Raw genomic sequence first — 24,976 nt, forward strand, 5'->3', positions numbered from 1 at the left:
GGGCTCGCGGCCGCAAAGTCATGCGCCTTGCTCTCGCTTGAACGCCGCCCGGAACTCCGCGGTGGAAGAATCAGCCGCACCATGATCAAGAAGACGCTGCAGACCCTCGCCGTGGCCGCCACCGTTGCTAGCGCTGCCGTGCCTGCACAGGCCGGCGACGGCCAGTTCTCGCTGCTGGTGCTGGCCATGCCCACCAAGTACCACCACGAGTACATCCCCATCGCGCGGGACAGCTTCGAGAAGCTCGCCAAGCTGCACGCCTTCGAGCTGACGTGGACGGCCCAGCCCGGCGCCTTCGAGGGCGACCTGAGCAAGTACGCGGCGGTGGTGCTGCTGAACAGCTCGGGCGAGGAATTCAACGAGGCCCAGCGCGCGGGCCTGGAGCGCTACATGAAGGCCGGCGGCAACGCCGTCGTCGTGCACCGCGCCATCATCAGCAAGCCGGGCCTGTGGCCCTGGTACGAAAAGCTCGTCGGCCGCAGCTTTGTCATCCACCCCATGCTGCAGACCGCCGTCGTCACCAAGGCCGACGCCAACCACCCCGCCACCTTCGGCCTGCCCGACCGCTGGATCTGGTCAGACGAGTGGTACGAATTCAGCAACCCGCACGGCATCACCATCCACCCCGTGCTGGCCGTGGACGAGCGCACTTACGACCCCACCAAGATCTGGCCCGGCCAGGTCGCCAAGGGCATGGGCGCTGACCACCCGGTGAGCTGGTGGCACCCCTACGAAAAAGGCCGCGTGTTCGTCACGGCGCTGGGGCACAACGGGGAGATGTACCGCGAGGGGCGGTATCTGGATCACTTGTGGGGTGGGGTCTGGTGGGCGGCGACTGGCCACGGCACTACCTCGCCAAAGCCTGACATAACGCCTAGTCCATTTATGAACAGCTCCCAAGCTGACTAACCTCAACCGCCAGGTGCAAGAAAGCGAATCGATCGCAGTGGCAGCCGCCGCCGCGCACGGTCAGTCAACTGGTCGTAATGCTCGTCCCACAAATCAAAGAGCTTGTCCAGGCCGATCAGCATCACACGACGCTTTTCTTGGGTGCGGGCCTCGGCTTCGGCGTCTTTCGTGAATCCGCCGGTGCAGACGAACAGGCCTACGTCATCGTCGCCAAGTAAGGCCATGAAGGAGCGCAATCCGTCGACATTGACGGCATGCTGTTGACGCTTCACCTGCACCTTGATGCGTGGCAGCCGTGTGCCCAGCGCGTCGGGCCACGCCAAGATGTCCAAGCCGCCATCTTTCCCAGGAGGTGACACCCAAGTCACGTGGTACGTCATCGCTCGTAGCAGGTCAGCCACAAGGTCTTGGAAGTCGTACGGATTCATGGCCCGCAGATACTGCGAAATCTCGGCCCAGGCTTGCTCTTCTGCTTCTTCGAAGGTAACGCTCACCGATTTGGCTGTGCTGTCCACATCATCGGCGACGGTGGTTGAAGCGGCCGCTGCGGCTACGCTGACTTCTGCGTCAGGCTGAGCGGCCTTCCATTCGGCGTACAGCTTGCAAGCACGCTTGTAGAAGGCTTCTGGATCACTCAGCTCTGCATAGGCGGCTCGACCTTCGTCAGTGATGGACCAGATCCCCTTGTCCTTCACCAGCCAGCCAGCCTTGACGCAATCGACCGTGGCAAAGCGAACGATCTTCTCGAAGCGGCGGGAGCCAGATTCGTAGTTGTCGGCCTCGTAGGGCGACAAGGTAAAGCGGCTGGACAGCAACTGCAGGGCGTCACTAGCGCGCATGCCTTCGGGCACGGCCATCAAGATGCTGAACAGCTCGCGCAGAAATTCTCCTGTGCGTCGACGGGTGATTTCGGCCATATCTAAGCTACTCCGACTGGGGCTATTGAACCGTCGCTAACTCAGCAAACCAAGCTTGCATTCGGGCAGGTTCGATCATGGCTTGCCCAAGGGTGGCATGAACCTCATGATGCGGCTCGCTAGGCGAGAGGCCCCCTGTCCACTGCTGAACGTACGCGCCAAGCTCCTGCAATGTGTGCCTCGCCTGAGCAGCCCTAACTCGTCGGCTCTCATTGCGCCGAAGGACGTCCTGATGCTTGGCATATTCCGCCTTGAATTCACGAGTCCATCGGCTTGCCAAGTTGAGCAACACGTCGAGATTTGCCGCCTTGGGCTGGTCGACAGGCGCAACGGCTGAACAGTGCACGGCAGCCGCATGAAGGTCATACCCAGGCTGCACGGCACCGTTGCCTGGGCGCCAGTACGGGTGAAACCAGTCGGCGAAGCTGCCTGCACTGTGCACCGGCTTGTCGCCCTTGTTCGGTGCTTCGTTGCAAGTGCCGCAGATCAGCGTCAAGTTGTGCGCACACATGCTCAGCAAAGGAAACGCGCTCTTGATGATCCAGTGGTCCACATGCGGCGTATCGCCGAGCGGCCCACCACAGAGCACGCAAACCTGGCGGGCGTGCGGGTCAGGGTTCAGACGATGCGCGATTCGAAAAGCATCGACGAACGAAGCGTACGTGACCCCGCCAGCCGCAACAGGCGTGCCATCTGCCAAATAGGGCAGGCCAGTGCGGAATCCCGTCCCATAGAAGGCCTCCATCAAGGTCCTGAACGCCCCCCAGTTGAGCGGACCCGCCTGCGGCGCTGTCACGGGCCATGGCGGCGGCGTGGCATGAAACTGCGCTGCGAGTGCCGAGACAGATTGCACCCAAGCCGCCACAGCGCCCTTCTGTACAGCGGACATCGCCACGAGGACTTGGGCACGGTTCAGAAGCAGCTGTCCGCCCACCTTACGCTGGAGAAATCCCCACAGCCAGTCCGCCTCTATGGCGGTTGGCATTGCCGGCGGTTGCAGCCCCGCTTGGGTAAGGTTCGCTGCTGTGGTGCCAGGTTCGCAAAGCCACAGGGCAAATCGCTGCATCAGAAGCTGGCAGGCCGCTAGGGCGGGCGAACACGTCACGCGATGGATGGGCTTAAGCATCGCCACCCCGCCAGGTGTTCAGCAAGGTACGCAACTCACTGCGGTAGAAACCTGATCCCATGCGGGCAATCAGCCGCTCCAGGTCGGCGATATCGGCCTGCGAGCCTGTGGCTTGCGCTAGCTTGCCTTCAATGAACTCCTGCGCCCTCTTGCCAATGCTGTCGTCGGCGCCAAACACTGTCATCATCAACGCACTCGGATCGGTGCCGAATGTCGGCTCGTCGACGCTGCGCACATTGGAGCCATGCGGGGTCTTCTGCACCAACACGATCTCGTTGTTGAACACATCGGACAGCACGATGGCCGAGTGGGTGGAAATCAACACGTCGTTGCAGGTGTTGCCAATCGCGTCGTCGATGATGTCAACAATCTCGCGCTTCCATTTGTCGTTGAAATGGGTCTCGGGCTCGTCGAGCAACAGCAAGGCGTCTTTCTGGCCCTGCAGTAGGTGAAACAGGGCCATGCGGCCCAGCACCATCTGCTCGCCATCTGACAGCTCTTCGTACCTGAGCACGCCGATGTCGTCCTCATCAGTCACGTCGTCATCGGCGAGCGCCGGTGCGCGGCGCAAGCGCAGCAGCACATCGTCAAACAGTCCGGTCTGATTCAATTCCAACAGGCGGGTGAACAGGTCGAAGGCGCTGGCATCTTTGGCGCCACCCAACAAGGCCCACAACGCCTCGCCCGGCGTGCTGCAAGTTAGCAATTCGTCGCGAGCGGGCGACGCAAAGCTCGGAGCCTGTGCATCAAACGGGCCTTTCAAATCGAACAACAAGGTGCGGCGAGTTTCCGCCGGGTGTGGTTCGGCAATCACCTCACTGGCGCACAGCCACCAGTCGTGCGCGGTTTCGCACAGCTTCTGGTCCCATTGCGTTGACCTCAAACGTGAGCGGAATGCCACCGCCACCAGATGGTGCCAGCCGCCACGTTCCAGCAAATCCTGCAGCGGTGTCTTGTTGTCAGTCCGGCGCCGAAGCTGGGCCATTGCCGCATCGACCCCGGCACGAGCGGGGTAGTCGGTGGTTTCGATAAAAGCTTGCGGCAAAGCCACGGCCAGCAGCGCGCATTTCAGCAGGGTGGCATCCAGCAGCACGGGCCGCCGAAACCGATCCGTCTCGGTGGCGCTGGCGCTCACGGGCTGAGGTGCAGGCTCTACCTCGGTTCGCCGAAAAGATTGCAAGGCGCTTTCCTGTGCTGCCGTCCAGCCTGCCGGGCGCTCGTCACTTTGCGGGTCGTCGCCGCTCTCCAGCAAACCTTCGGCGCGCTGGTTGCGGTTCCACACCGAGCGCCAGGGCCGCAGATCGCCCGTGGTGTAGGCCAACACCGCCGAGGGCAACGCAATTTGCGGCGGCGTGCTGTCGCGCTGTGGCCACCGGCCTGGCTCGATCAAGGCCGTGAAGCCAGGCACGATGGGTGTGCCCTTGAGCGCCAAGTGCTCGATGCAAACATCAAACACCTCCTGGCCATTCTGGTCGTCAAAGGCGAATCGCTCGTGCAGCCACAGGCTGGCCTGGTGGCGGTCGCCCGGGCAATGCAACAGCAGCGTGCGGTGATTGGGTGACCCCCTCACGCCCAGTTCGTACACCAGGCTCACCGGAAAGGCGGGCACGCGCAGGTCGGCCAGGGCCAGAAAGACCTCGGCCACTGCGCGCAGGAGGTTAGATTTGCCGCTGCCGTTGACGCCCACCACAAAGCGAATGGCGCATTCGCGATCCAGGGGAGAGCCGCTGGCAAAGCACACTTTGATGTTTGCGATGGGTGGGTAGTTCTGCAGGTGCAGGTAACGCAGCCGCATCAGCTCGACTCCCCGTCTGCATCGGGTGACAGGGCCTTGCGCAAGGCCTGCACATCGCCCAAGCGCGTGAACTCCTCCGGCCGCAAGGGACGGAACGCCTTAAGGTAGTCACGTTCACCGCTTTCAGGGTCGACCTTGGGCAATGTGACTTTGGCAATCAGCCCCAGTGCAGACAGTTGGCTGAGCGACCGTCGGATGCGGTTGCCATGCGATGTGCCGAAGGCCTTAAGCCGCTCGGCCACCAAAGCGTCATCGCAGAAGCGGGCGAACACGTCCGGGTCTTCAACCAGCAAGGGCTCGCCGGTGACCTGGCAATGAGCTGTGAAGACGGCCAACACCTGGCGCTGGAAGTCACTTAGTTCGCCAAGCAGCCAATGGCGTGCTGGGCGAGCAGTACGAACGACTTCAACAACGGGAGCGGCAATCGCGTTTGCTCCAATGTTGATCTTCGTGCCACGCACGCGTAGAGATGCATCACGATGAGCAGCGGCCGTCGCAACACGATCCCTGTTTTGCTCGCGCCAACCTGCACTCAGATCACCTGTGAATGCAGCCACAGTCAACTCGGCGGCCAACCCGCCACGCCTGTAGGCCTGCTTTGTTGTCACACGAGTCAACTCGCGCATTTCATTCACGAAGCGGGAGAACTCAATCTGCAAAGCCTCTGGTGGCCTTGGCATGCGCAACGTCCTCAACGTGTCCAAGTTGATGTTCATCTGCGCAGACTTCGGGGCACGATGCTCAAAATACTCCTGATAGAAGCGCAGGCAATACAACACGTATTCGTTGCTTACCCCTTCAAACGGCGTGAATCCAACTACGCTGTCAGGAAAGCAGGCGTCAAACTCAAGAAGCGCTGCCTTGGCAATGTTCGCGGCAATGGTGATGCAGAGGGTGCCTTTAGGCCAAAGTCTGCTTTGTGCAAGCCCAGCCTCTGAATAGGTCTCCCTATATGTGCTGAGCCAGTCGCCGGCATTCGATACGTCCCCGGTCTGAATGAAGGGGTAGGGTCCTCCGAACAGGTGGCCTGCATCGCGAGGACGGTGTTTTGAGACTCCGCGATCAAGCGTCCCAAATGATGCGAATGCAGCGGTCTCAAAGCCTTTTGGGTTCTCCGCCGGATGACCGAAAAGCTCCGCGAAGCGCTGCATGGCTAGCGAATCGAGGAGTCGTCTCGCCTTACTTGCAAGATCGTTGACCAGGTCGGCCTGCCGCAGCACATCGACAATCCGCTGTTGTTCGGGGATGGTAGGTAGTGGGATCTTGAAGGAAGCGAGCGTGTCACTCTCAATCCCAGCTTGGCTGACCCAGCGCTTCGCGCGAGTCTTCGAATACCCCATCGACCATAGCGACTGCAAATAGGCAGCAAGGTACTTTGAACAGACCAAGTCCTCGCGGACACGCAATCGCGTCATGTGATTGGAAAAGACAAAGTCGCCCCCCTTGTCGAAGACTGCTGTTTTTCCTACCCACTCTTCGCTGTTCGTGTTGTTGAAGACCACATCGCCTGCAGCAAGGGAATAGCGTGCAAGCTCCCGTTCACTGGCGGTGATGTGCTTGATTCCCTCCAGACTGATCTTGCCGTCAGGAGTCACGTTGTGCGTGCGGATCTGTGGCGTCGTCCCTTCGTCTTCCTCGCCGGGCTTTTGTGCAAAGCCAGGTTGCACATCAGCGACGACAGCTCCAACTGTCGTCTGTATCCAAGTCTCGGGCAGCCTCATTCCCGGCCCTCAACCATCGCCAGCAGCTTGTCGAGGCCCTTGATGATTTCCATCTCAGTCACCTTCAGCGCACCGATCATCTCAGCCACGCTCTTGTCGCTCTTGAGCTGGGTGAAATCGAAGGGCTTGTACTGACCGGCTGACAAATTCCACTCTCGGGCCTCGATGCAGTCGGGGTCAAGCACGCCGTCCTTGAGTTCGCCCCTTTCGTCGTACACGCCTGCGGCCAACATGGCTTGCACATAGGTGGGCCGCACCAGGCCGTCGGCGTCGTGCGAGCCGATCACAGTACCCTCATTGCTCTGCCATTCGTCGTTACGCGCCCAGGCACGCACCGGCACTACCCAGTGCTTGGCTGCCTTGAGGTCGGTCGCCTGGTCAACGGCCAGGCTGCGCAGGGTTACGTCGAAGCCGTCCAGTTTGGCTACCTCACGGGCGATTGCTGCTAGTGCAGAGTTCAGGTCCGGTACTGGCTCATATGAGCTGAACTGGACCACGGGCGCTTGAGTGGCTGCGTTCTGATGGAGGGACAGCCCAGCATTGAGCGCGTCCTTGACCATGTCTTTCCACAGAGGCAGCGCATGGCCGTCTTCCGGTTCAAAGAAGACCTGGGCCTCGCGCGCGGCGCGGTTGAACTCCTGCTGCGGCACCTTGATGGCCTTTTGCCATTCCGCAAAGGCCTTGTCGCCCTCCATCTTTTTGTCGGCCGTGCCTGCATCTCTCCACTTGGCCCACACCGTTCTAGTGGGGGGCGCGAAGAACTGGATCACCAGGTCGTACAACATCCGGCTGGATGCGTTGCGAACTTGGATCTCAGCAGCTTTAGGATCGCGCGGAAGTTCAGGAAACAGCTCGTGGACGCCCCAGACCTGCCCGTCCCACATGCTCGTGTCTAGCAGCGTCGCAAAGGCCTGGCCCGCTGGTGTCAGTTGGTCAGCGGTGTCGCGCAGCAAGGCCTGTCGCCAGCGTTCGACATGGAAGGTCGGCTGCAATAGCGTCGTCTCATGGCGCTGAGCGCCTGAGCGCCCCTGATCAATCCAGAGTTTAAATTTCTCCAGCGCGTCCCACAGGTCGTTCTGCTGACCTGGCCGGGCGTTGCGTTTTGCGTCTTTGGTGTAGCCGTCTTCTTCAACCTCGTAGAACCAGACGTGCTCGGTGCGCAGGGGCACGGCACCGGTGAAGCTGGCACGGACATCGCGCCGCGTTTCCTTACGGAAGATAAGGATCGAAGTCTTGACGCCGGTGTAGGGCTGGAACACGCCACCAGGCAATGAAATGACGCCTTCCACCACATGCTCGGTGAGCAGTTCCCGGCGCAGGTGAATGTGTGCTTCGGTGTTGCCGAACAAAACGCCCTCGGGAATGATTACCGCGCATCGCCCTCCGACGCGCAGCAGGTCGAGCATCAGCCATAAGAAAAGCAATTCGCTCTTGTTAGTGATGGCGTCGTCCTTCTTCTTGCCGCCACCGCCCACGCGAGGGAACAACAGGGAATCCGGCTCCAAGTCACCACTGTCCACCGTGCCAGTGAATGGTGGGTTGGCCAGCACGTACTGGTACGACTCGGGCTCAAGGAGTTGTTTGAGCTTCTCCTTGCCTTCGCGCTTGCTGAGTGAGTCACCCTGCACCAGGTGCGGATCGGTCACGTCGTGCAGCACCAGGTTCATCCAGCCGATTCGGGCCATGGTGCGATCGTTGTCCAAGCCGACGAGGTTAGCGCCGTTATGGATGGCCGCGTATTGATCCGGCGTGGCGGCGGCGCCATCGGTGCGGTGCGGCGTGCCGTCCCATTCCAGCACCACGTTGTCCTGCGCTGAGTACTTGCGCATCAGGTGCTGCTGGGTGCTGAACAGGAAGCCGCCTGTGCCGGCGGCGGGGTCGATCACACGCTGGCCAGGCTCGGGGTCGAGTAGTTCGACCATGAAGCGGATCAGGTGGCGCGGGGTGCGGAACTGGCCGTTCTTGCCTGCGGTAGCCATCTCGCTGAGCAGGTACTCGAAGGTGTCGCCCATGATGTCTTGGGCAGCATTGCCCTCGCCGGCACGCGCGAACAACTGGTCGATGGCGTCGATGGCGTCACTTAGCACCTTGCCCTTGTTGGGGTCGAGCTGAAAGTAAGCGTCGGCCATGCGGTTGCTGAGGCTGGCCAGTTCGGTGCCGTCTGCGCTGGCGGTGGTGAAGTGCTTATCGAGCTCGCGCAACCATGGGAACACCACGTCAATGAGATGACCGGGGTTGGTCTTCTCTTGACGGATGTAGCTCCATTTGCAGGACTCGGAACCAGCGTAGACCGATGGAAAGCCGCGCTGCTGGCGCTTGAGGTCGATGTCTTCCAAGCGTTTGAGAAACAGCAGGTAGGTGATCTGCTCGACGGCCACCAACGGGTTGGTAAGGCCTGCGGCCCAGAAGCGGTTCCAGAGTTCGTCAACTTTCTTCTTGATATGTGGAGCAAGCATTCAGGTTCGTCCTAAAGGTGTCACGCGGCTTCGTCCAACAATGTGTTGGCCAAGGCAATGAGTTCGTCGATGTCTTGCGGCGGGAACAGTGATTCCACGCGACCGACTCGCGACAGTGGAGGCTCGTTGAGCGCCGCCAGGGTGATGCGGCCGTGGCTGTGCACGGCCGCCTTCACTGCACGCAGGAAGTTGAGTTGGTTGGCGCGCAGGTATTTGTGGCTGGCAATGAAGGCGTCAAACGCAACATTGATGCGCTCTTGGCGGTTGGGCAGGAGTGCATCCTCACGCAACATGTGGCGCAGGAAGTCGACCAGTGATGCTGCCGGCGCTTCGAAGGCCTTGCGCAATGTGTCTTCGGTGATGAAGAGATCGGCCTGGTTCAGCGCGACGCTGATGCGCTCCAGCTCTTCGTTGCTCAGCTCTTCGCCGTTCTTGAGCTTGGCCAATTCCGGCAATTGGTCAGCCATGCGGCGAACCAGCGCTTCCACCTGCTGGCGGTAGCTTTCTGCAAAGGCGCCCTCGCCACTCGGGCCGTAAATGATCCAACTGCGCTGAGTGATGTTGTCGGGAAGGTTGATTTCCACCGTGTGATCAGGGGCGCTGGTCCGGTAGCGCATCAACGGCGCGAACACGGCCTGCAAGACGGCAAACCGGCTCATGTCCAGGTGGTCCCAGAACGCGGCTGACTGCACCCAGGCGCGCTGCTGAGCCACGCGCTGCACTTCGGGGATGTTGTCGGCAAGGTTGGTCACTGCGCCCAGGATGCGCTCGCGCACGGTTGCTTGCTCTATGGCATCGCCCTTGAGCCAGGCCACGGTGAGCCGTTCGCACCAGATGCGGAACTGCAACTCGTCTAGTCCCGCCAAAGGCGCCAGGCGCATCAGTGGAGCAATGGTCTTTGACAGGTGTTCGAGTCTGCTGGGGTCGGGCGCTGACCACTGCCCGGCCAGTGCATCCAACTCGTCCCAGTGTGGTCGTACGTTGATGCTGTGACGTGGCAGGGCCAGCAGCATGGCTTGGAGAACTGCAATGGCGTCACGAGCGCTTTGCGCACCTGGCTCCTGACCGTGGAGCAACTGCCACACCTCCAGCCGCAATCGGAAGAGGCGCACAGGCAAGGGCTCGCTGGGGTGGTCGACCTCCCCGTCGGGCTTGAGTTTGAAGTAGGCGAAGTTCTTCCAGTGATCAATGATCAAGAAGTCCTTCTTGATCTCACCTGTGGCCTTGTCGGTATGCAGGCGCGTGCCGCGACCGATCATCTGCCAGAACTTGACCTTGCTGAAGACAGGCTTGGCGAACACCAGGTTCTGAATGGCAGGCACGTCGACACCGGTGTCGAGCATGTCCACCGAGATGGCCACGCGCGGCATGGTTCGAAACTTAAAGTCATCCAGAGTGGCATCGGCACGCTCCATGTGGCTGTCGATGATCTCGGCCATGCCCTGGCGTTGCTGCTCCGGGTACAGGCGATTGAAGCTCTCGTACAACCGCTTGGCATGAGCGTGGCTAACAGCAAAGATGATGGACTTGTGGGGCAAGCCGCGAACGTCTTTGCGACTCTTGTCCATGAACTCGCGCACCATGGCGTCGTTGGTGCCCTGATTGATGACGCCCTTCTCAATGTCGGTGCCATCAAAGTTGAGTTCGTCGACTTCCACGCCCTGGTCACGTGCCATCTGCTGAAGTGGCTGCGGCAGCGCCTCGCCCTGAATGCCTTTCAGCTGGAAGTTGGTCTGCGCGTCCAGCACGCGGTAGTTCACCAGGTTGTGGTCGGCGATGGCCTGCTCGTAGCTGTAGTAGTAGCTGGGCGCTCCGTCGCCACAGTCGAACAACTCAAAAGTGTTGTGGTCGATGTAGTCGGTGGGCGTGGCGGTCAAGCCTAGTTGAATGGCATCGAAGTGGTCAAAGACCGCCTTGTAGCGCTGGTAGATGGATCGGTGGCTTTCGTCTGCCACGATCAGGTCGTAGTAGCCGACAGACAGGCGTGAGTACACCTGCATCATGCTTGGGTAGGTGGAGAACTGGATGCGCGCGCCGGATGTCTCTCCGGACTCGATGCGGGCAAGGCTCTCGTTCGGCAGATGGGACTTGAATTCCGACATGGCCTGGCGCACCAGTTCGCGACGATCGGCGAGGAAGAGCACGCGCTGCACACGCTTGGAGCGCAGCAGGGTATCGACGAGCGCGATGGTTGTCCGTGTCTTGCCCGTGCCGGTGGCCATGACCAGCAGGAACTTGCGCTTGGCGGCGGAAACACCCTCGGTGACACGTCGAATCGCTTCGTTTTGGTAGTCGCGGCCGGCAATGTCTGAATTGATAGCAATGCCATCGAGCGGCTGAGCGAACTGGCGCTGATGGCGCAGTCGCTCCAGGTCGTCCCGCGTGTAGAAGCCAGAAACCTTTCTGGGGGCGTAGCGCTCGCGATCCCAAAACTGGATCTCTTTGCCGTTGGTCAAGAAGATGAAAGGCTCATGGCCGAACTTCGTCTTTATTGCATCGGCATAGTCAGAGGCTTGCCGCTTGCCCGCCAGCTCATCGCGCGAGGTGCGCTTAGCTTCAACTAGCGCCAGTGGCTTGCCATCAGTGCCAAGCAACACATAGTCTGCGAACTGCAGGCCGTTGTAGCTTTCCTCAGGGGTCCGTGCTGTCAGCACGAACTCTTCTATCAGGCTCCTTCGAGTCTTGGACCAGCCGGCGTGGGCAAGCTGCGCGTCAACGAGTTGAGCACGTGTCGTAGCTTCGTTAGAAGTTGGGACTGCCAAGCTGCCTCTCCCATAAGACGTCCACCACGGCCGCACGAAGACAAGCGAAAACGATCCTGCGCACTTCTACGAATGACGCCGCGTCTGCGGGCCGACTCGCGCCTAACGACGCGCGCCAACGGCGGAATCTACTTCAGGCGCCCGCTTCATCTCTTGTTAGCCATTGAGATCATTTGATATGAAGCGGCGCTCCAACTTCATGGGAGCTGGCTCCACAAAATCAAACGTCGATATTCCCCGCCCTCAACGCATTCGTCTCAATGAAATCGCGTCGCGGCTCCACCTCGTCGCCCATCAGCATCGTGAAGACCTTGTCCGCCTCAATGGCGTCGTCGATCTGCACGCGCAGCAGGCGGCGCACGGTGGGGTCCATGGTGGTTTCCCAGAGCTGCTCGGGGTTCATCTCGCCCAGGCCCTTGTAGCGCTGGCGGCCGACGCTGCCTTCGGCCTGGCTCATCAGCCAGGCCATGGCGGCGCGGAAGTCTTCGACCTTGGCCTCCTTGGCCTTCTCGCCCTCGCCCTTGCGCACGAGGGCGCCGGGCTTGATGAGGCCCTGGAAGCTGAGGCCGGCGTCGGCCAGCACGGCGTAGTCGGCACCGTGCACGAAGTCGGCGGTGATGACGCTGGCGCGCACATTGCCGTGGTGGGTGCGGGCGATCTTCAGGAAGAGCTTGTCGGTGCGCGGGTCGGTCTCGACCGTCACCAGCGCGTCGTGCAGCAGGCCCTTGAGGCTGGCGGCGCTGACTTCGGCTTCTTCACGCGTGTCGAGCTTGAGCGCCAGGCCGTTGGCCAGCACGTGCAGGGCTTCGATGTCCATCCAGTTGGACAGGCGCTCGATGACGGACTGGGCCGCGACGTACTTGCGGGCCAGGGTGTCCAGCGTGTCGCCCTTGAGGGTTTCGCCGGTGCCGGTGTCCAGGCTCGCGTCCTGCAGCGCAACCTTGAGCAGGAAGGCGTCGAACTCGTGGCCGTCCTTCAGGTATTGCTCGTGCTTGCCGACCTTGACCTTGTACAGCGGCGGCTGGGCGATGTAGATGTGGCCGCGCTCGCAGAGCTCGGGCATCTGGCGGTAGAAGAAGGTCAGCAGCAGGGTGCGGATGTGGGCGCCGTCCACGTCCGCGTCGGTCATGATGATGATGCGGTGGTAGCGGAGCTTGTCGGGGTTGAAGTCGTCGCCACCGGCGCCGCGGCCGATGCCGGTGCCCAGGGCCGTGATCAGCGTCAGGATTTCATTGCTGGTCAGCAGCTTCTCGTAGCGGGCCTTCTCGACGTTCAGGATCTTGCCGCGCAGAGGCAGGATGGCCTGGAATTTGCGGTCGCGGCCCTGCTTGGCGGAGCCGCCGGCGGAGTCGCCCTCCACGATGTAGATCTCGCACAGGGCGGGGTCCTTCTCCTGGCAGTCGGCCAGCTTGCCGGGCAGGCCCAGGCCGTCGAGCACGCCCTTGCGGCGCGTCATCTCGCGCGCTTTCCGAGCGGCTTCTCGAGCCCTGGCGGCGTCGAGGATCTTGCCGCAGATGGTCTTGGCGTCCAGCGGGTTCTCGAGCAGGTAGTCGGTCAGCAGGCGGCTGACGATGTCTTCCACCGGGGCGCGCACTTCGGAGCTGACGAGCTTGTCCTTGGTCTGCGAGCTGAACTTGGGCTCGGGCACCTTCACGCTGACGACGCAGGCCAGGCCTTCGCGCATGTCGTCACCGGCGACTTCGACCTTGGCCTTCTTGGCGAGATCGTTGTCGTCGATGTATTTGTTGATGACGCGGGTCATCGCGGCGCGCAGGCCGGTCAGGTGGGTGCCGCCGTCACGCTGCGGGATGTTGTTCGTGAAGCAGAGGACGTTCTCGTTGAAGCCGTCGTTCCACTGCATCGCCACTTCGACACCGATGTTGGTGTTCTGGTCGCTCATCTTGTCGCCCACGGCGTGGAAGATGTTCGGGTGCAGGACGGTCTTGCCCTTGTTGATGAACTCGACAAAGCCCTTCACGCCACCGGCGTAGGCGAAGTTGTCTTCCTTGTTGTTGCGCTCGTCGACCAGGCGGATCTTGACGCCGTTGTTCAGGAAGGAGAGCTCGCGCAGGCGCTTGGCGAGGATGTCGTAGTGGTAGTCGTTGTTCTGCTGGAAGATTTCCGTGTCCGGCAGGAAGTGGACTTCGGTGCCGCGCTTGTCGGTCTCGCCGATGACCTTCATGGGGCTGGTCTCGACGCCGTCGACCATGACGATCTCGCGGTCCTGCGGGATGCCCTTGGCGAACTCCAGGAAGTGCACCTTGCCGTTCTGGCGCACGGTCAGGCGCAGGAACTTGGACAGGCCGTTCACGCAGCTCACGCCCACGCCGTGCAGGCCGCCGGAGACCTTGTAGCTGTTCTGGTTGAACTTGCCGCCGGCGTGCAGCTCGGTCAGCGCGATTTCGGCGGCGGAGCGCTTGGGCTCGTGCTTGTCGTCCATCTTGACGCCGGTGGGGATGCCGCGGCCGTTGTCGATGACGGAGATGGAGTTGTCGGTGTGGATGGTGACGACGATGTCGTCGCAGTGGCCGGCCAGGGCCTCGTCGATGGAGTTGTCCACCACTTCGAAGACGAGGTGGTGCAGGCCGGTACCGTCGGAGGTGTCGCCGATGTACATGCCGGGGCGCTTGCGCACGGCTTCCAGGCCTTCCAGGATCTGGATGGAGCTGGCGTCGTACACCGCACCCGATTTGGCCTCAGCCGCGGCCGCCGCCTGCTGGTTGGCGTTCAGGCCGTCGGGGTGCTCGGGGCTGCTGGAAACATCACTCATCGGGAACTCTCTCTCACTCGCGGGCGATATTTCATCGCCCTTTAAAAGCACTGAAGCGGGCCGAAGCCCGCTGTGTCCAAGTCAGGGGTGCTGACTCAGATCCGCATCGGCATCACGACGTACTTGAAGCCGGTGGTTTCGGGGATGGTCAGCAGCGCGCTGCTGGCGCTGTCGTTGAGGTCGATGCAGACCATGTCCTGGCTCATGTTGGCCAGGGCATCCATCAGATAGGTCACGTTGAAGCCGGTCTCGATCTTGTCGCCGCCGTAGTCAATCTCGATCTCTTCCTTGGCCTCTTCCTGCTCGGCATTGCTGGACGCGATGGACAGCAGGCCCGGCTCGAAGGTCAGGCGCACGGCCTTGAACTTCTCGCTGGTCAGGATGGCGGCGCGCTGCAGGCTGCTCAGCAGCGGGGCGCGGCCGAGGGTGAGGCGGAACTTGTGGCTCTTGGGGATGACGCGGTTGTAGTCGGGGAACTTGCCCTCGACCAGCTTGGTGACGAACTCCATGCCGCTGAAAGAGAACTTGGCCTGGTTGCCGGCGAAGCGCATCTCGATGGCGTCGTCGTCCTTGCCGTCCTTGAGCAGGCGCTGCAGTTCCAGCACGGTCTTGCGCGGCAGGATGACTTCCTGCTTGGGGATGTCGGTGTCCAGCTCGGCCTGGGCCAGGGCCAGGCGGTGGCCGTCCGTCGCGACGAGCGTCAGGTTCTTGCCTTCGGCGACGAACAGGATGCCGTTCAGGTAGTAGCGGATGTCGTGCACCGCCATCGCGAAGTGGACCTGGTTGATCAGGCCCTTGAGCGCTTTCTGCGGCACGCTGAAGGCGGGGCCGAAGTCGGCGGCTTCCTGAACGAGGGGGAAGTCATCGGCGGGCAGGGTCTGCAGCGTGAAGCGGCTCTTGCCGCCCTGCAGCGTCATCTTGTTCTGGTTGCTCGTCAGGCTGACCGTCTGGTCGGCCGGCATGGAGCGCAGGATGTCGATGAGCTTGCGGGCGCCGACGGTGGTGGACAGGTTGCCGGCGTCGCCGTCGAACTGGACCGTGGTACGCACCTGGATCTCGAGGTCGCTGGTCGTGAGCTCCACCTGGTTGCCGGTCTTTCGGATCAGCACATTGGCCAGGATCGGCAGCGTGTGGCGCCGCTCAACGATGCCGGACACCGCTTGCAGCGCGCCGAGCACCTGATCCTGGGGAGCTTTCAAAACGATCATGGAGGCCTCTTGGGGGGAGAGATTCAGCTGGGGCAAGCCCAAAACCGCGCGCGCGCGTAAAGCTGCGATTGTCGCCCGGAAACGGTGCCCGGCCGGCCGGCAAGGCTGTCGCGCAGGCTACGGGTCAACCCTGGGGCCGGGCCTGCCGAACGAGCGGGCGGCCACTTCGGGACCGCCAACCTGCCTGCTTTCGGGAGCGCCAAAGCCCGCGAAATGCTGTCGAGTTTCTTTACAGAACCCGCGGCACTGTCAGGCCGGAGTGTCGCCCGGACCCGCCCTGCCCAGGGAGACGCCCGAACCTGCGGCCACTTGGAACGGAATATGCGTCATACCTGAGGTTCGTTTCGAACGTATTGGGGAAACATGATGAGCAAGAGCAAGTTCTGGATGCTGGCGCTGCTTCTATGCGCCCTGACGGGTTTGGCCAGGGCCGACGTCATTCTGCGTACCGGCGTGGACGGGTCCAACGTCGTGCAGGCGGAAGGGTCGACCGACACCCATTGGCAAATCTCCACCGACAACAAGGCAACCTACGCCGACGCCAAGGTGCTGTACGCGGCGCAGATCTGCTGCAACATGGGCACCGCCGGTACCACCGCCGCCTGGATCAGCGATCCCAGCGTGACCGCCGGTTCTTCGGCCACCCAGTGGGGCACCGGCACCGACGTGTGGATCAAGACCAGCTTCGACCTGACCGGCTACAACCTGTCGACCGTCGGGCTGTCGGGCCTGTGGCGCATCGCCGACTGGACCTTCGGCGTCTACCTGAACAACCAGCTCATCACGGGCACCGACATCGGCAACTGCGGCGGCGACCAAAACGCCTGCGGCACCTGGTTCTCCGACCATGTGCTGACGGTGGCCACGGGCAGCGCGCTGTTCACCAGCGGCATCAACACGCTGGAGTTCCGCGGCCAGTCGCTCAACAGCGCCTGGGACGGCCTGTGGTTCGATGGCACCGTCACCGGCCGCCAGGGCAATGCGCTGCCGCTGCCGGGCACGCTGCCGCTGCTGGCCCTGGGCATGCTGGCCCTGCGCGCCACGCGCCGCCGCCGCTGACGCCTGATTCCATTGCAGGAGGTGCTGCAGACGCCCGCTCGATGAGCGGGCGTTTGTCCGTCTGCAGGGATTGCAAGCCGCCGAGCGCGGCCCGTCCCACGCCATTCCTGACCGAGGAATGACAGAAGGGGTGCCAGGCCTTGCGGCACCCCCTCCCCAGGGGGCATCGCGCGCAATTCACCCAAATGGGTGAGGCCGCGTGACCTCCTTCTCCCTAGAGTCGCGCGGCACTCAGGGATTGCCAAGAATGAAAACCGCGCCACGCCAACCTGGCCGTGCACTCGGGGCCCGATCCGGCCTAAAGTGCCCGCGCAGCAGGAGCGCCGATGCCGAACGACGCGACGGCCCGCCAGGTGGCGGGGTTCATCGAACGCTACATGCCCGCGATGGCCGAGACGCTCTCGGCCTGCCGGCGCAAGCTGCGTGCGCGCGTGCCGCAGGGCTTCGAGCTGGTCTACGACAACTACAACGCGCTGGCCATCGGCTATGCCTGGGCCGACAAGGCGTCGGCCAGCCTGGTGTCCATCGCCGGCTATCCGCGCTGGGTCACGCTGTTCTTCCTGTACGGCAAGGACCTGCCCGACCCGGAAGGCCTGCTGGAGGGCGACGGGGTGCGGGTGCGCAGCATCCGCCTGGCATCGCCCGACGACCTGGACCGGCCCGCCGTGCAGCAACTGCTGACGCTGGCACTGGCGCCGCATGCCGCGGCGTTCGCGGCCGCGCCGCCGCTGAAGACCATCGTCAAGGCCGTGGCCGCCAAGCAGCGCGAGCGACGCCCGGCCTGACGCCGGCACTGCAAATTCGACAGAAGTGCGGATGCCAACCGCACCGGGGCTGAGCACAGTCCGACACACAACACGACAAAGCTTTTTATCGGGGGCCGCTATGGACGAATTGATGGAACGGACCGTGGAGAACAACACGGTGGGGGAGGAGGTCTCCAGCCATGGAGCCGAGCTGAAAGGCTCGTCCTTCGACTTTCTGACACAACCGGGTGCCGACCTGGCCGCCAAGGCGCGGTCCTTCCACGCCTGGGCGCAGCGGCGCGTCGCGCATGGCGTGTTTCCCTATGCCAAACGCCTGGGCGGCCGGCCCGGCGCCACCGCCGAGCTGACGCTGCTGAACGGCCAGCGCCATGCGGGGCTGAACTTCTCGTCGCAGGAATACCTGTCGCTGGCCCGCCACCCCAAGGTCTGCGCGGCCGCGCAGGAAGCCATGGAACGCTATGGCGTGCACAGCGCCGGCTCCACCGCCCTGGCGGGCAATGTCGAGGAGGCCGTGGCGCTGGAGGCCGAGCTGGGCGAGCTGCTGCAAACGCCCGAGGTGCTGCTGTTCCCGACCGGCTGGGCCGCGGGCTTCGGTGCCATCAAGGGCCTGGTGCGCGAGTCCGATCACATCGTCATCGACCAGCTCGCCCACAACTGCCTGCACGAGGGCGCGCGCGCGGCGACGCCCAATGTGCATCTGCACCGTCACCTGGACGCCGACCATGTCGAGCGCCTGCTCAAGCGCGTGCGCCAGCGCGACCCGCACAACGGCATCCTCCTCGTCACCGAGGGCTGCTTCTCGATGGATGCCGACTCGCCGGACATCGCGCGCCTGCAGGCCCTGGCCCACGCGTACGGCGCCCTGCTGATGGTGGACGTGGCCCATGACCTGGGCTGCCTGGGACCCAACGGCGGCGGCCAGATCGAGCTGCAGGGCATGCTGGGCAAGGTGGACCTGGTGATGGGGTCCTTCTCCAAGACCTTCGCCTCCAACGGCGGCTTTGTCGCCAGCCATGACCGCGCGATCAAGGAATACCTGCGCTTCTATGCGGCGCCCAACACCTTCTCCAATGCGCTGTCGCCGGTTCAGGTGGCCATCATCCGGGCCTGCGTGGCCATCGTTCGCTCGGAAGAGGGCGCAGAGCGGCGCGCCCGCCTGATGAGCGCCATCCTCGCCCTGCGCAGCGCGCTGACCGAACAGGGTGTGACGGTGCTGGGCCATCCCTCGCCCATCGTGCCCGTCATGCTGGGCCACGACGCGACGGCCCGCGTGGCCAGCCGCGAGATGGCCGAGGCCGGCCTGCTGGCCAACCTCGTCGAATACCCGGCGGTGTCGCTGAACAGCGCGCGCCTGCGCATGCAGGTCATGGCCGACCACACGCCGGAGCTGGCCGAGACGGCGGCTCGCCTGGTCGCCTCGTCATTGCAGCGGGCGCGCGCCATCACGGGCGAAACGCGCTGACCGTCAGTCGCGGGCTGGGATCTTCAGCCCGCGCTGCACGGCCGGCCTTGCCAGGAAGGCCTGCAGCACACGCTTCACCTCGGTGAAGTCGTCGAAGCCCACCAGTTCGCCGGCGCCGTAGAAGCCGACCAGGTTGTTGACCCAGGGCCAGGTGGCGATGTCGGCGATCGTGTACTCGTCGCCGACCAGCCAGTCGCGGCCCTTCAGGTGCACATTGAGCACGTTGAGCAGCCGCTTGGCCTCGGCGATGTAGCGGTCGCGCGGCCGCTTGTCCTCATAGTCCTTGCCGGCGAACTTGTGGAAGAAGCCGACCTGGCCAAACATCGGCCCGATGCCGCCCATCTGGAACATCAGCCACTGGATGGCCTCGTAGCGGCGCGCCGCATCGGCGGGCAGCAGCTGGCCGGTCTTGTCGGCCAGGTAGATCAGGATGGCGCCGCTCTCGAACAGCGGCAGCGGCTGGCCGCCCGGGCCATTGGGGTCGATGATGGCCGGGATCTTGTTGTTCGGGTTCAGCGACAGGAACTCGGGGCTGAGCTGGTCGTTGGTGTCGAACTTCACCAGATGCGGCTCATAGGCCAGGCCGATCTCCTCCAGCGCGATGGCCACCTTGACGCCGTTGGGCGTGGGCAGCGAATACAGCTGCAGGCGCTCGGGGTGGGCGGCGGGCCATTTCTGGGTGATGGGGAAGCGGCTGAGGTCGGTCATGGCAGAAGCTCGGTCGGGGGGTGGGCGACTTTAGGCGCGCCGGCCAAGACCTGGGAGCAGCGAGGACTTCGGCTCGGGCGTAGGAGAGCGGCGAGCCTCAGCGCACGCCGGCCGGCTTGCGCGTGGCCTGGCAGAACTTGGCCTGGGCGGCCTTGTCATCGGGCTCGACGCGCGGCTCCAGGCCCGCCAGGGCCTGCGTCACGTGGGCGTTGCCCTTGTACTTCTGCTTCAGCCGGGCCAGCTCAGCATCGGTGCCGGGGCAGCTCTGGCAGACCGACCAGTCGATGTCCTTCTGCCGCTCGGCATCAAACCCGCGCTGGCCGCGGTAGTGGTCGCAGGCCTCGCGCTGGTCGACCAGGGTCTGGACCTCCTTGGGCAAAGGCGACGGCGCGGCCCAGGCCCCCAAGGAGGCTGAGAGAAGCAACGCTGCTGCCGAACGGCTCATGAGGGTCAATACCTCTCTACATGCTTGGACAAACGCGGCCCCGGTTCATAAGGGTCAGGCCAGTAGTCTGTCACCTTCACGATGAGCCCGTCTTTCAGGTCGAAAAGACTGAGTCCCATCATCGGTGGCGCGCTGCTGATGAAGCTGATCTGCGTCATCGCACTGCTGCCGTCGGCAATGCAGCGCAACACCTCGGCCCGCCAAGGCTGGGGCCAGGTGGCGAAGAAGTCTACGTAGCCCAGCGGGCTGCGGATGCGCTCGCGACTCTGCGGCGCCTCGTAGGTCATTTCGGCATGTAGCAGGCGGCCCAGGCCGTCCCAGTCCTGGACGTTGGCAAGCCGCCAGTGCAGCAGCACGAGATCGCGGGTGGCAAGGCTCATGGCAGAAACCTCCCAATGCAATCCGATGACTATGCAGCAAACCAGCGCCCCTGAGCAGCGTGAAAATGGCTGACATGTCCACCGTCATTCCCACCACCGCGCCGCCGTCGCGGTTGGCGCTCTATCTGCAGCTGATCCGCTGGGACCGCCCAGCCGGCTGGCTGCTGCTGCTGTGGCCGACGCTGTCGGCGCTGTGGATTGCCGCGGACGGCTGGCCGGGCTGGCACTTGCTGGCTGTGTTCACGCTCGGCACCGTCCTCATGCGCTCGGCCGGCTGCTGCGTCAACGACGTGGCCGACCGCGATTTCGACCGACATGTGCAGCGCACCGCTGCACGGCCGGTGACGACGGGCGCCGTGTCGGTGAAGGAGGCGCTGATCCTCGGCGCCGCGCTGTCCCTGGTGTCCTTCGGCCTGGTGCTGACGACCAACCCGCCGGCCATCCTGCTGAGCTTCGCGGCCCTGGCCGTGGCCATCGCCTACCCCTTTGCCAAGCGCGTGCTGGCCATGCCGCAGGCGGTGCTGGGCGTGGCCTTCTCCTTCGGCATCCCGATGGCCTTCGCCGCGGCCCTGGGTGGCATGGAGTGGAATCTGCGCGCCGTGCCGCTGTCGGCCTGGGCCCTGCTGGTGGCCAACCTGTTCTGGGTGCTGGCCTACGACACCGAATACGCGATGGTGGACCGCGACGACGACCTGAGGATAGGCGTGCGCTCGTCGGCCATCGCGCTGGGCCGCTGGGACGTGCCCGGCATCATGATCTTCTACGTCACCTACCTGGCCCTGTGGGCCGGCCTGGGCTTGCGCCTGGGCCTGGGCCGCTGGTTCCTGCTCGGCATCGCGGTGGCGGCGGCACAGGCGCTGTGGCACTACACGCTGATCCGCCGGCGTCACCGAGCCGGCTGCTTCACGGCCTTCCGCGCCAACCACTGGCTGGGTTTTGCCGTCTTTGCCGGCACCGTCGTGGACCTGGCCCTGCGCTGACATGGACACGCGGCGCCGCCTCCTCGCTCTGGGCGCCGCCGCGCTGGCGCCGGGCTGGGCCAGCGCCGACACGGCGGCCTCCGCGCCGTCCAGCGGCACGCTGCTGCTGGTCAACACCGTCTATCCGCCCTTGGTGAACCCGCAGGGCCACCCGAGCGGCGAGGGTGTCGACATCGAGATCGCCCGCGAGGCGCTGAAGCGCGGCGGCCACACCGGCGGCATCGAGATCCAGTGGGTGCCCTGGAAGCGCGCCCTCTTCATGCTGGAGCGCGGCACGGCCGACTTCACGACGACGGTGAACTACAGCCCCGAGCGCGACCGTTTCCTGCGCTGGAGCAGCAGCTACCGCGCCGGCAAGAACTACCACTTCTACACGCGCGCCGGCTCGGGCCTGAAGCTGGAGAAGCTGCAGGACCTGCACGGCCTGCGGCTGGCGGTCAGCGCCGGTTACATCTATCCCAAGGCGGTGCTCGAGCAGGTGGACGGCCATGTGGAATACGCGCGCGACGTCGGCACCGCCGTGCAACTGGTGGAACGCGAGCGCGCCGATGTGGTCATCGTGACGGCCCTGGTAGGCCTGTGGGAGGTGCGCCACCTGGGCCTGGTCAGCCGGCTGGACCGCCAGCCGCTGCAGTACTTCAACCCGGAGCCCACCTTCATGGGCTTCTCCAAGAACAGCCCGCGCAGCATGGCCGCCCTGGCCGCGATGGACGCGGGACTCGCCAGCATGCAGCGTGACGGAAGCATCACGCGCATCGAGAAGCACTACGTGCGCTGAGGCAGTCAGGCCCTAGACTGCCGGCCCGAAGCGGCCCAGACCGCTTGCCTTCATTCAGGGAGCTCGTTCATGTCCTATGCATTCCGCGGCGCCGCCGCGTTGGCCGTTCTTGTGCCGCTGCTGTTCGCAGGCTGCGGCGGTGGTGGTGGCCCGGCGGGCACGCCCATCTTCCGGCCGGGCGACACACCGACGTCTCCGGGATCGTCGAGCGGCTCTTCCAGCAGCGGCAGCCCCAGCACCGGTACCGCCTCGCCCGACCCCGCAGGCCCTTCGGCCAGCTTCGCCCAGCAATGCGCGGCCAACAACACGCTGGCCGCCAGCAACCTGCGCACCGCCAACCTGGGCACCGAGAAGACCTGGCTGCGCGCCTATTTCGACGAGGCCTACCTCTGGCGCGACCAGGTGCCCAGCGTCGACCCCAACCAGTCGGCCTACAGCAGCAACGACACCTATGTGGCCATGAGCGCCTACTTCGAGGCGCTGAAGACGACCCAGACCACCGACACCGGCCAGGCGCGTAACCGCTTCAGCTTCACCTACCCGACCGCGCAGTGGAACGCGCTGTTCGAGAACGCCGTCGAGGCCGGCTACGGCATCGAGTGGAAGCTGACCAGCCAGCTGCCGCCGCGGCAGATCCAGATCGCCTATGTCGAGCCCGGCAGCCCCGCGGATCGCGCCGGCCTGAAGCGCGGCGACCAGCTCGTCAACGTGGACAGCGTCAGCGCCGACGTGGGTGACCAATTCGGTGTCGACGCCCTGAACAGCGCCCTCTTCCCCGACCTGGCCGACGCCCAGCACAACTTCACGTTCTCGCGCGCGGGCGGCAGCACGCTCACCGTGCGCCTGACCAGCGCCGCCATCACCAAGACGCCCGTGCCCATCGCGCGCGTCGTGACGACGCCGGCGGGCCAGCGCGCCGGCTACCTGCTGTTCAACGACCACATCGCACCGTCGGAAGGCCAGCTGATCACCGCCATGCAGAGCTTCCAGACGGCAGGCGTGCGCGAACTGGTGCTGGACCTGCGCTACAACGGCGGCGGCTACCTCTACATCGCCAGCGAACTGGCGACCATGATCGCCGGCACCACGCGCACCGCGAACCAGGCTTTCGAGACGCTGAAGTACAGCGCCAAGCGCAGCGCCGAGAACGAGACGACGCCCTTCTTCGACACCTCCTGCATCCTGGTGGGCAACAAATGCACGCAGGAGCAGCCGCTGCCGACGCTGAACCTGACGCGCGTCTATGTGCTGGCCCAGTCGGGCACCTGCTCGGCCAGCGAATCGGTCATCAATGGCCTGCGCGGCATCGGCGTGGACGTCGTGCTGATCGGCGGCAAGACCTGCGGCAAGCCCTATGGCTTCACGGCCAAGGACAACTGCGGCGTCAGCTATTTCCCCATCGAGTTCGCCGGCGTCAACGCCCAGGGCTTCGGCGACTACGCCGATGGCTTCGAGCCCAACGCCACCGGCACGGCCAACACGCGCTTCGTCAAGGGCTGCACCGTGGCCGATGACACCGCCCATGCGCTGGGCGACACGGCCGAAGCCATGCTGGCCGCGGCCCTGGGCCATGTCGACCGCGGCAGCTGCCCGGTAACGGCCAGTGCCTCGGCCAGCGTGCGCGCCCAGAGCGCGGCACGCGGCGACGGCGCAGCGATGACGCTGAAGCGCCACCCGGGGCGCAGCAACCGCGTGCTGGTGGGCCGTTAGGCCGGCTGTGGAAAGCGGGCTCGGATGGCATCCATCCAGCCCAGCAGGGCCAGCGTCTCCGCGTGCGGCATGCGCGGGCTTTCCACCCGACCGGCGCGGACGCAGGCCTGGACCTCGGCGATCTCGCCCTCGAAGCCATTGAGGACGAAGGGCGCCTCGACGCGCTCGGTCGACGACGGGGGCCGGTCGAGTTCGACGACCTCGGCATAGGAGAAGCCGCGTGGAAAGCGCAGTGAACCTGCGCTGCCCAGCACCTCGAAGGCGTTCGCCGAGGCGGCGTCGAAGCCGCAGCGGAACTGCGATGTGACGCCGCCGGGGAAATGCAGACACACGTTGACCGCGGCATCGACCCCGGTGGGCGCCAGCCTGGCCTGCACGTCGATGGACTCGGGCTCGGGGCAGGCGCCGCCCTGCATCTGTTGCAGCACCCAGCGCGTCACGGCGAGGTTGTAGATGCCGATGTCCCACAAGGCACCACCGGCCAGCGCCGGGTTCCACAACCGGTGCTCGGGGTCGTAGTTGGCGGCGAAGCAGAAGCTCGACTGCATGGCGCGCAACTCGCCGATGGCGCCCTCGCGCAGCCAGCGGCCGGCGACGTCGTAGACGGGCAGGAAGCGCGTGCACAGCGCCTCCATCAGGAAGACGCCCTTGCTGCGCGCCAGCTCGATGAGGGCCTGCCCCTCGGCGCGCGTCGTCACCAGCGGCTTCTCGCACAGCACGGCCTTGCTGGCTTGCAGTGCGGCCCGGATGTATTCGCCGTGGTGGGAATGCGGCGTGGCGATGTAGACCGCGTCGACGGAGGCGTCGGCCAGCAGCTCGGGCAACGCCGTCGCCACTCGCGCCGGCGCCTCGCCTTCGCGCTGCCATCGCGCGGCATAGGCCTGACCCTTGGCCGCCTCGCGCGCCAGCACGGCGGCGAGGCGAGCGCCAGGCACCGCGGCCAGGGCCGCGGCAAAGGAGTTGGCGATACCGCCGGGACCGATGACGGCCCAGCGGAAGGCGTCGACGTCACCGGCCATGGCT

General features: G+C 64.3%; 19 protein-coding genes. 7 read left to right on the forward strand and 12 right to left on the reverse strand.

All coding sequences use genetic code 11. From position 1 onward, the window contains the following. Positions 1-81 precede the first annotated feature (81 nt). On the forward strand, positions 82-909 hold the full coding sequence (locus ACS5PN_RS12745) for a ThuA domain-containing protein (RefSeq protein ID WP_439464329.1): 828 nt from the start codon (positions 82-84) through the stop codon (positions 907-909). A 2-nt stretch (positions 910-911) separates the two neighbouring features. On the opposite strand, the gene ACS5PN_RS12750 is transcribed toward ACS5PN_RS12745, so the two are convergent. The 8 genes from ACS5PN_RS12750 to dnaN all read right to left on the reverse strand — a co-directional run bounded on the left by ACS5PN_RS12750 (position 912) and on the right by dnaN (position 15,664). Then, on the reverse strand, positions 912-1,826 hold the full coding sequence (locus tag ACS5PN_RS12750) for a restriction endonuclease (protein ID WP_439464330.1): 915 nt from the start codon (positions 1,824-1,826) through the stop codon (positions 912-914). 22 nt (positions 1,827-1,848) lie between these two features. Next, the gene (locus ACS5PN_RS12755; RefSeq protein WP_439464331.1) at positions 1,849-2,952 is read right to left on the reverse strand and encodes a hypothetical protein; all 1,104 of its coding nucleotides are present in this window, start codon (positions 2,950-2,952) and stop codon (positions 1,849-1,851) included. Further along, positions 2,945-4,747, reverse strand: coding sequence for an AAA family ATPase (locus ACS5PN_RS12760; protein ID WP_439464332.1), 1,803 nt, complete (start codon positions 4,745-4,747; stop codon positions 2,945-2,947). The genes ACS5PN_RS12755 and ACS5PN_RS12760 overlap by 8 nt, the downstream gene beginning before the upstream one ends. Next, positions 4,747-6,468: a restriction endonuclease subunit S gene (locus ACS5PN_RS12765; RefSeq protein ID WP_439464333.1), complete on the reverse strand. Its 1,722-nt coding sequence runs from the start codon at positions 6,466-6,468 to the stop codon at positions 4,747-4,749. The genes ACS5PN_RS12760 and ACS5PN_RS12765 overlap by 1 nt, the downstream gene beginning before the upstream one ends. After that, a complete protein-coding gene (locus tag ACS5PN_RS12770) occupies positions 6,465-8,924 on the reverse strand; it encodes a type I restriction-modification system subunit M (RefSeq protein WP_439464334.1) in 2,460 nt (819 codons plus the stop codon). The genes ACS5PN_RS12765 and ACS5PN_RS12770 overlap by 4 nt, the downstream gene beginning before the upstream one ends. 20 nt (positions 8,925-8,944) lie before the next feature. Then, positions 8,945-11,686 (reverse strand): type I restriction endonuclease subunit R, encoded by a 2,742-nt coding sequence (locus ACS5PN_RS12775; RefSeq protein ID WP_439464335.1) that lies wholly within the window; start codon positions 11,684-11,686, stop codon positions 8,945-8,947. 220 nt (positions 11,687-11,906) lie between these two features. After that, entirely contained in the window at positions 11,907-14,456 is a 2,550-nt protein-coding gene (gene gyrB / locus ACS5PN_RS12780; RefSeq protein WP_439464336.1) for a DNA topoisomerase (ATP-hydrolyzing) subunit B, read from the reverse strand. A gap of 95 nt (positions 14,457-14,551) precedes the next feature. Further along, positions 14,552-15,664 carry a DNA polymerase III subunit beta gene (gene dnaN, locus ACS5PN_RS12785; RefSeq protein ID WP_439464337.1) on the reverse strand — a complete coding sequence of 371 codons (1,113 nt, stop codon included), beginning with the start codon at positions 15,662-15,664 and terminating at the stop codon, positions 14,552-14,554. Between the two features lie 366 nt (positions 15,665-16,030). Here dnaN and ACS5PN_RS12790 point away from each other — a divergent pair, with 366 nt between their 5' ends. The 3 genes from ACS5PN_RS12790 to ACS5PN_RS12800 all read left to right on the forward strand — a co-directional run bounded on the left by ACS5PN_RS12790 (position 16,031) and on the right by ACS5PN_RS12800 (position 18,952). After that, positions 16,031-16,723: a hypothetical protein gene (locus ACS5PN_RS12790; RefSeq protein WP_439464338.1), complete on the forward strand. Its 693-nt coding sequence runs from the start codon at positions 16,031-16,033 to the stop codon at positions 16,721-16,723. Positions 16,724-17,049: 326 nt separating this feature from the next. After that, positions 17,050-17,508 (forward strand): hypothetical protein, encoded by a 459-nt coding sequence (locus ACS5PN_RS12795; protein ID WP_439464339.1) that lies wholly within the window; start codon positions 17,050-17,052, stop codon positions 17,506-17,508. Positions 17,509-17,620: 112 nt separating this feature from the next. Then, positions 17,621-18,952, forward strand: a complete 1,332-nt coding sequence (locus ACS5PN_RS12800; protein ID WP_439464340.1) for an aminotransferase class I/II-fold pyridoxal phosphate-dependent enzyme — start codon at positions 17,621-17,623, stop codon at positions 18,950-18,952. Between the two features lie 3 nt (positions 18,953-18,955). Here ACS5PN_RS12800 and ACS5PN_RS12805 read toward each other — a convergent pair whose 3' ends face one another. From ACS5PN_RS12805 to ACS5PN_RS12815, 3 genes are all read right to left on the reverse strand, one after another. Continuing rightward, positions 18,956-19,660, reverse strand: a complete 705-nt coding sequence (locus ACS5PN_RS12805; RefSeq protein WP_439464341.1) for a glutathione binding-like protein — start codon at positions 19,658-19,660, stop codon at positions 18,956-18,958. 97 nt (positions 19,661-19,757) lie between these two features. Continuing rightward, positions 19,758-20,105: a hypothetical protein gene (locus tag ACS5PN_RS12810; RefSeq protein ID WP_439464342.1), complete on the reverse strand. Its 348-nt coding sequence runs from the start codon at positions 20,103-20,105 to the stop codon at positions 19,758-19,760. 5 nt (positions 20,106-20,110) lie between these two features. Further along, the gene (locus ACS5PN_RS12815) at positions 20,111-20,485 is read right to left on the reverse strand and encodes a nuclear transport factor 2 family protein (RefSeq protein ID WP_439464343.1); all 375 of its coding nucleotides are present in this window, start codon (positions 20,483-20,485) and stop codon (positions 20,111-20,113) included. Positions 20,486-20,559: 74 nt separating this feature from the next. On the opposite strand from ACS5PN_RS12815, the gene ubiA reads away from it, so the two are divergent. From ubiA to ACS5PN_RS12830, 3 genes are all read left to right on the forward strand, one after another. Next, positions 20,560-21,465 carry a 4-hydroxybenzoate octaprenyltransferase gene (ubiA, locus tag ACS5PN_RS12820; protein ID WP_439464344.1) on the forward strand — a complete coding sequence of 302 codons (906 nt, stop codon included), beginning with the start codon at positions 20,560-20,562 and terminating at the stop codon, positions 21,463-21,465. A 1-nt stretch (position 21,466) separates the two neighbouring features. Next, a complete protein-coding gene (locus ACS5PN_RS12825; protein WP_439464345.1) occupies positions 21,467-22,243 on the forward strand; it encodes a substrate-binding periplasmic protein in 777 nt (258 codons plus the stop codon). Between the two features lie 69 nt (positions 22,244-22,312). Then, a complete protein-coding gene (locus ACS5PN_RS12830; protein WP_439464346.1) occupies positions 22,313-23,953 on the forward strand; it encodes a S41 family peptidase in 1,641 nt (546 codons plus the stop codon). Here ACS5PN_RS12830 and ACS5PN_RS12835 read toward each other — a convergent pair. Then, positions 23,950-24,972: a Gfo/Idh/MocA family protein gene (locus ACS5PN_RS12835; RefSeq protein WP_439464347.1), complete on the reverse strand. Its 1,023-nt coding sequence runs from the start codon at positions 24,970-24,972 to the stop codon at positions 23,950-23,952. The genes ACS5PN_RS12830 and ACS5PN_RS12835 overlap by 4 nt on opposite strands. Positions 24,973-24,976 lie beyond the last annotated feature (4 nt).

Origin of the sequence: Roseateles sp. NT4 (assembly GCF_051857475.1) — a bacterium.
In the GTDB taxonomy this organism is placed as follows: domain Bacteria; phylum Pseudomonadota; class Gammaproteobacteria; order Burkholderiales; family Burkholderiaceae_C; genus Pelomonas.

What these genes read in the sequence shown, in the direction of transcription:
- ACS5PN_RS12815 (WP_439464343.1), bottom strand. Translation starts at nt 20,485, where the DNA reads ATGAGCCTTGCCACCCGCGATCTCGTGCTGCTGCACTGGCGGCTTGCC.
- ACS5PN_RS12765 (WP_439464333.1), bottom strand. Translation starts at nt 6,468, where the DNA reads ATGAGGCTGCCCGAGACTTGGATACAGACGACAGTTGGAGCTGTCGTC.
- ACS5PN_RS12770 (WP_439464334.1), bottom strand. Translation starts at nt 8,924, where the DNA reads ATGCTTGCTCCACATATCAAGAAGAAAGTTGACGAACTCTGGAACCGC.
- ACS5PN_RS12790 (WP_439464338.1), top strand. Translation starts at nt 16,031, where the DNA reads ATGAGCAAGAGCAAGTTCTGGATGCTGGCGCTGCTTCTATGCGCCCTG.
- ACS5PN_RS12810 (WP_439464342.1), bottom strand. Translation starts at nt 20,105, where the DNA reads ATGAGCCGTTCGGCAGCAGCGTTGCTTCTCTCAGCCTCCTTGGGGGCC.
- ACS5PN_RS12830 (WP_439464346.1), top strand. Translation starts at nt 22,313, where the DNA reads ATGTCCTATGCATTCCGCGGCGCCGCCGCGTTGGCCGTTCTTGTGCCG.
- ACS5PN_RS12795 (WP_439464339.1), top strand. Translation starts at nt 17,050, where the DNA reads ATGCCGAACGACGCGACGGCCCGCCAGGTGGCGGGGTTCATCGAACGC.
- ACS5PN_RS12755 (WP_439464331.1), bottom strand. Translation starts at nt 2,952, where the DNA reads ATGCTTAAGCCCATCCATCGCGTGACGTGTTCGCCCGCCCTAGCGGCC.
- ACS5PN_RS12805 (WP_439464341.1), bottom strand. Translation starts at nt 19,660, where the DNA reads ATGACCGACCTCAGCCGCTTCCCCATCACCCAGAAATGGCCCGCCGCC.
- gyrB (WP_439464336.1), bottom strand. Translation starts at nt 14,456, where the DNA reads ATGAGTGATGTTTCCAGCAGCCCCGAGCACCCCGACGGCCTGAACGCC.
- dnaN (WP_439464337.1), bottom strand. Translation starts at nt 15,664, where the DNA reads ATGATCGTTTTGAAAGCTCCCCAGGATCAGGTGCTCGGCGCGCTGCAA.
- ACS5PN_RS12835 (WP_439464347.1), bottom strand. Translation starts at nt 24,972, where the DNA reads ATGGCCGGTGACGTCGACGCCTTCCGCTGGGCCGTCATCGGTCCCGGC.
- ACS5PN_RS12760 (WP_439464332.1), bottom strand. Translation starts at nt 4,747, where the DNA reads ATGCGGCTGCGTTACCTGCACCTGCAGAACTACCCACCCATCGCAAAC.
- ACS5PN_RS12750 (WP_439464330.1), bottom strand. Translation starts at nt 1,826, where the DNA reads ATGGCCGAAATCACCCGTCGACGCACAGGAGAATTTCTGCGCGAGCTG.
- ACS5PN_RS12800 (WP_439464340.1), top strand. Translation starts at nt 17,621, where the DNA reads ATGGAACGGACCGTGGAGAACAACACGGTGGGGGAGGAGGTCTCCAGC.
- ACS5PN_RS12745 (WP_439464329.1), top strand. Translation starts at nt 82, where the DNA reads ATGATCAAGAAGACGCTGCAGACCCTCGCCGTGGCCGCCACCGTTGCT.
- ACS5PN_RS12825 (WP_439464345.1), top strand. Translation starts at nt 21,467, where the DNA reads ATGGACACGCGGCGCCGCCTCCTCGCTCTGGGCGCCGCCGCGCTGGCG.
- ubiA (WP_439464344.1), top strand. Translation starts at nt 20,560, where the DNA reads ATGTCCACCGTCATTCCCACCACCGCGCCGCCGTCGCGGTTGGCGCTC.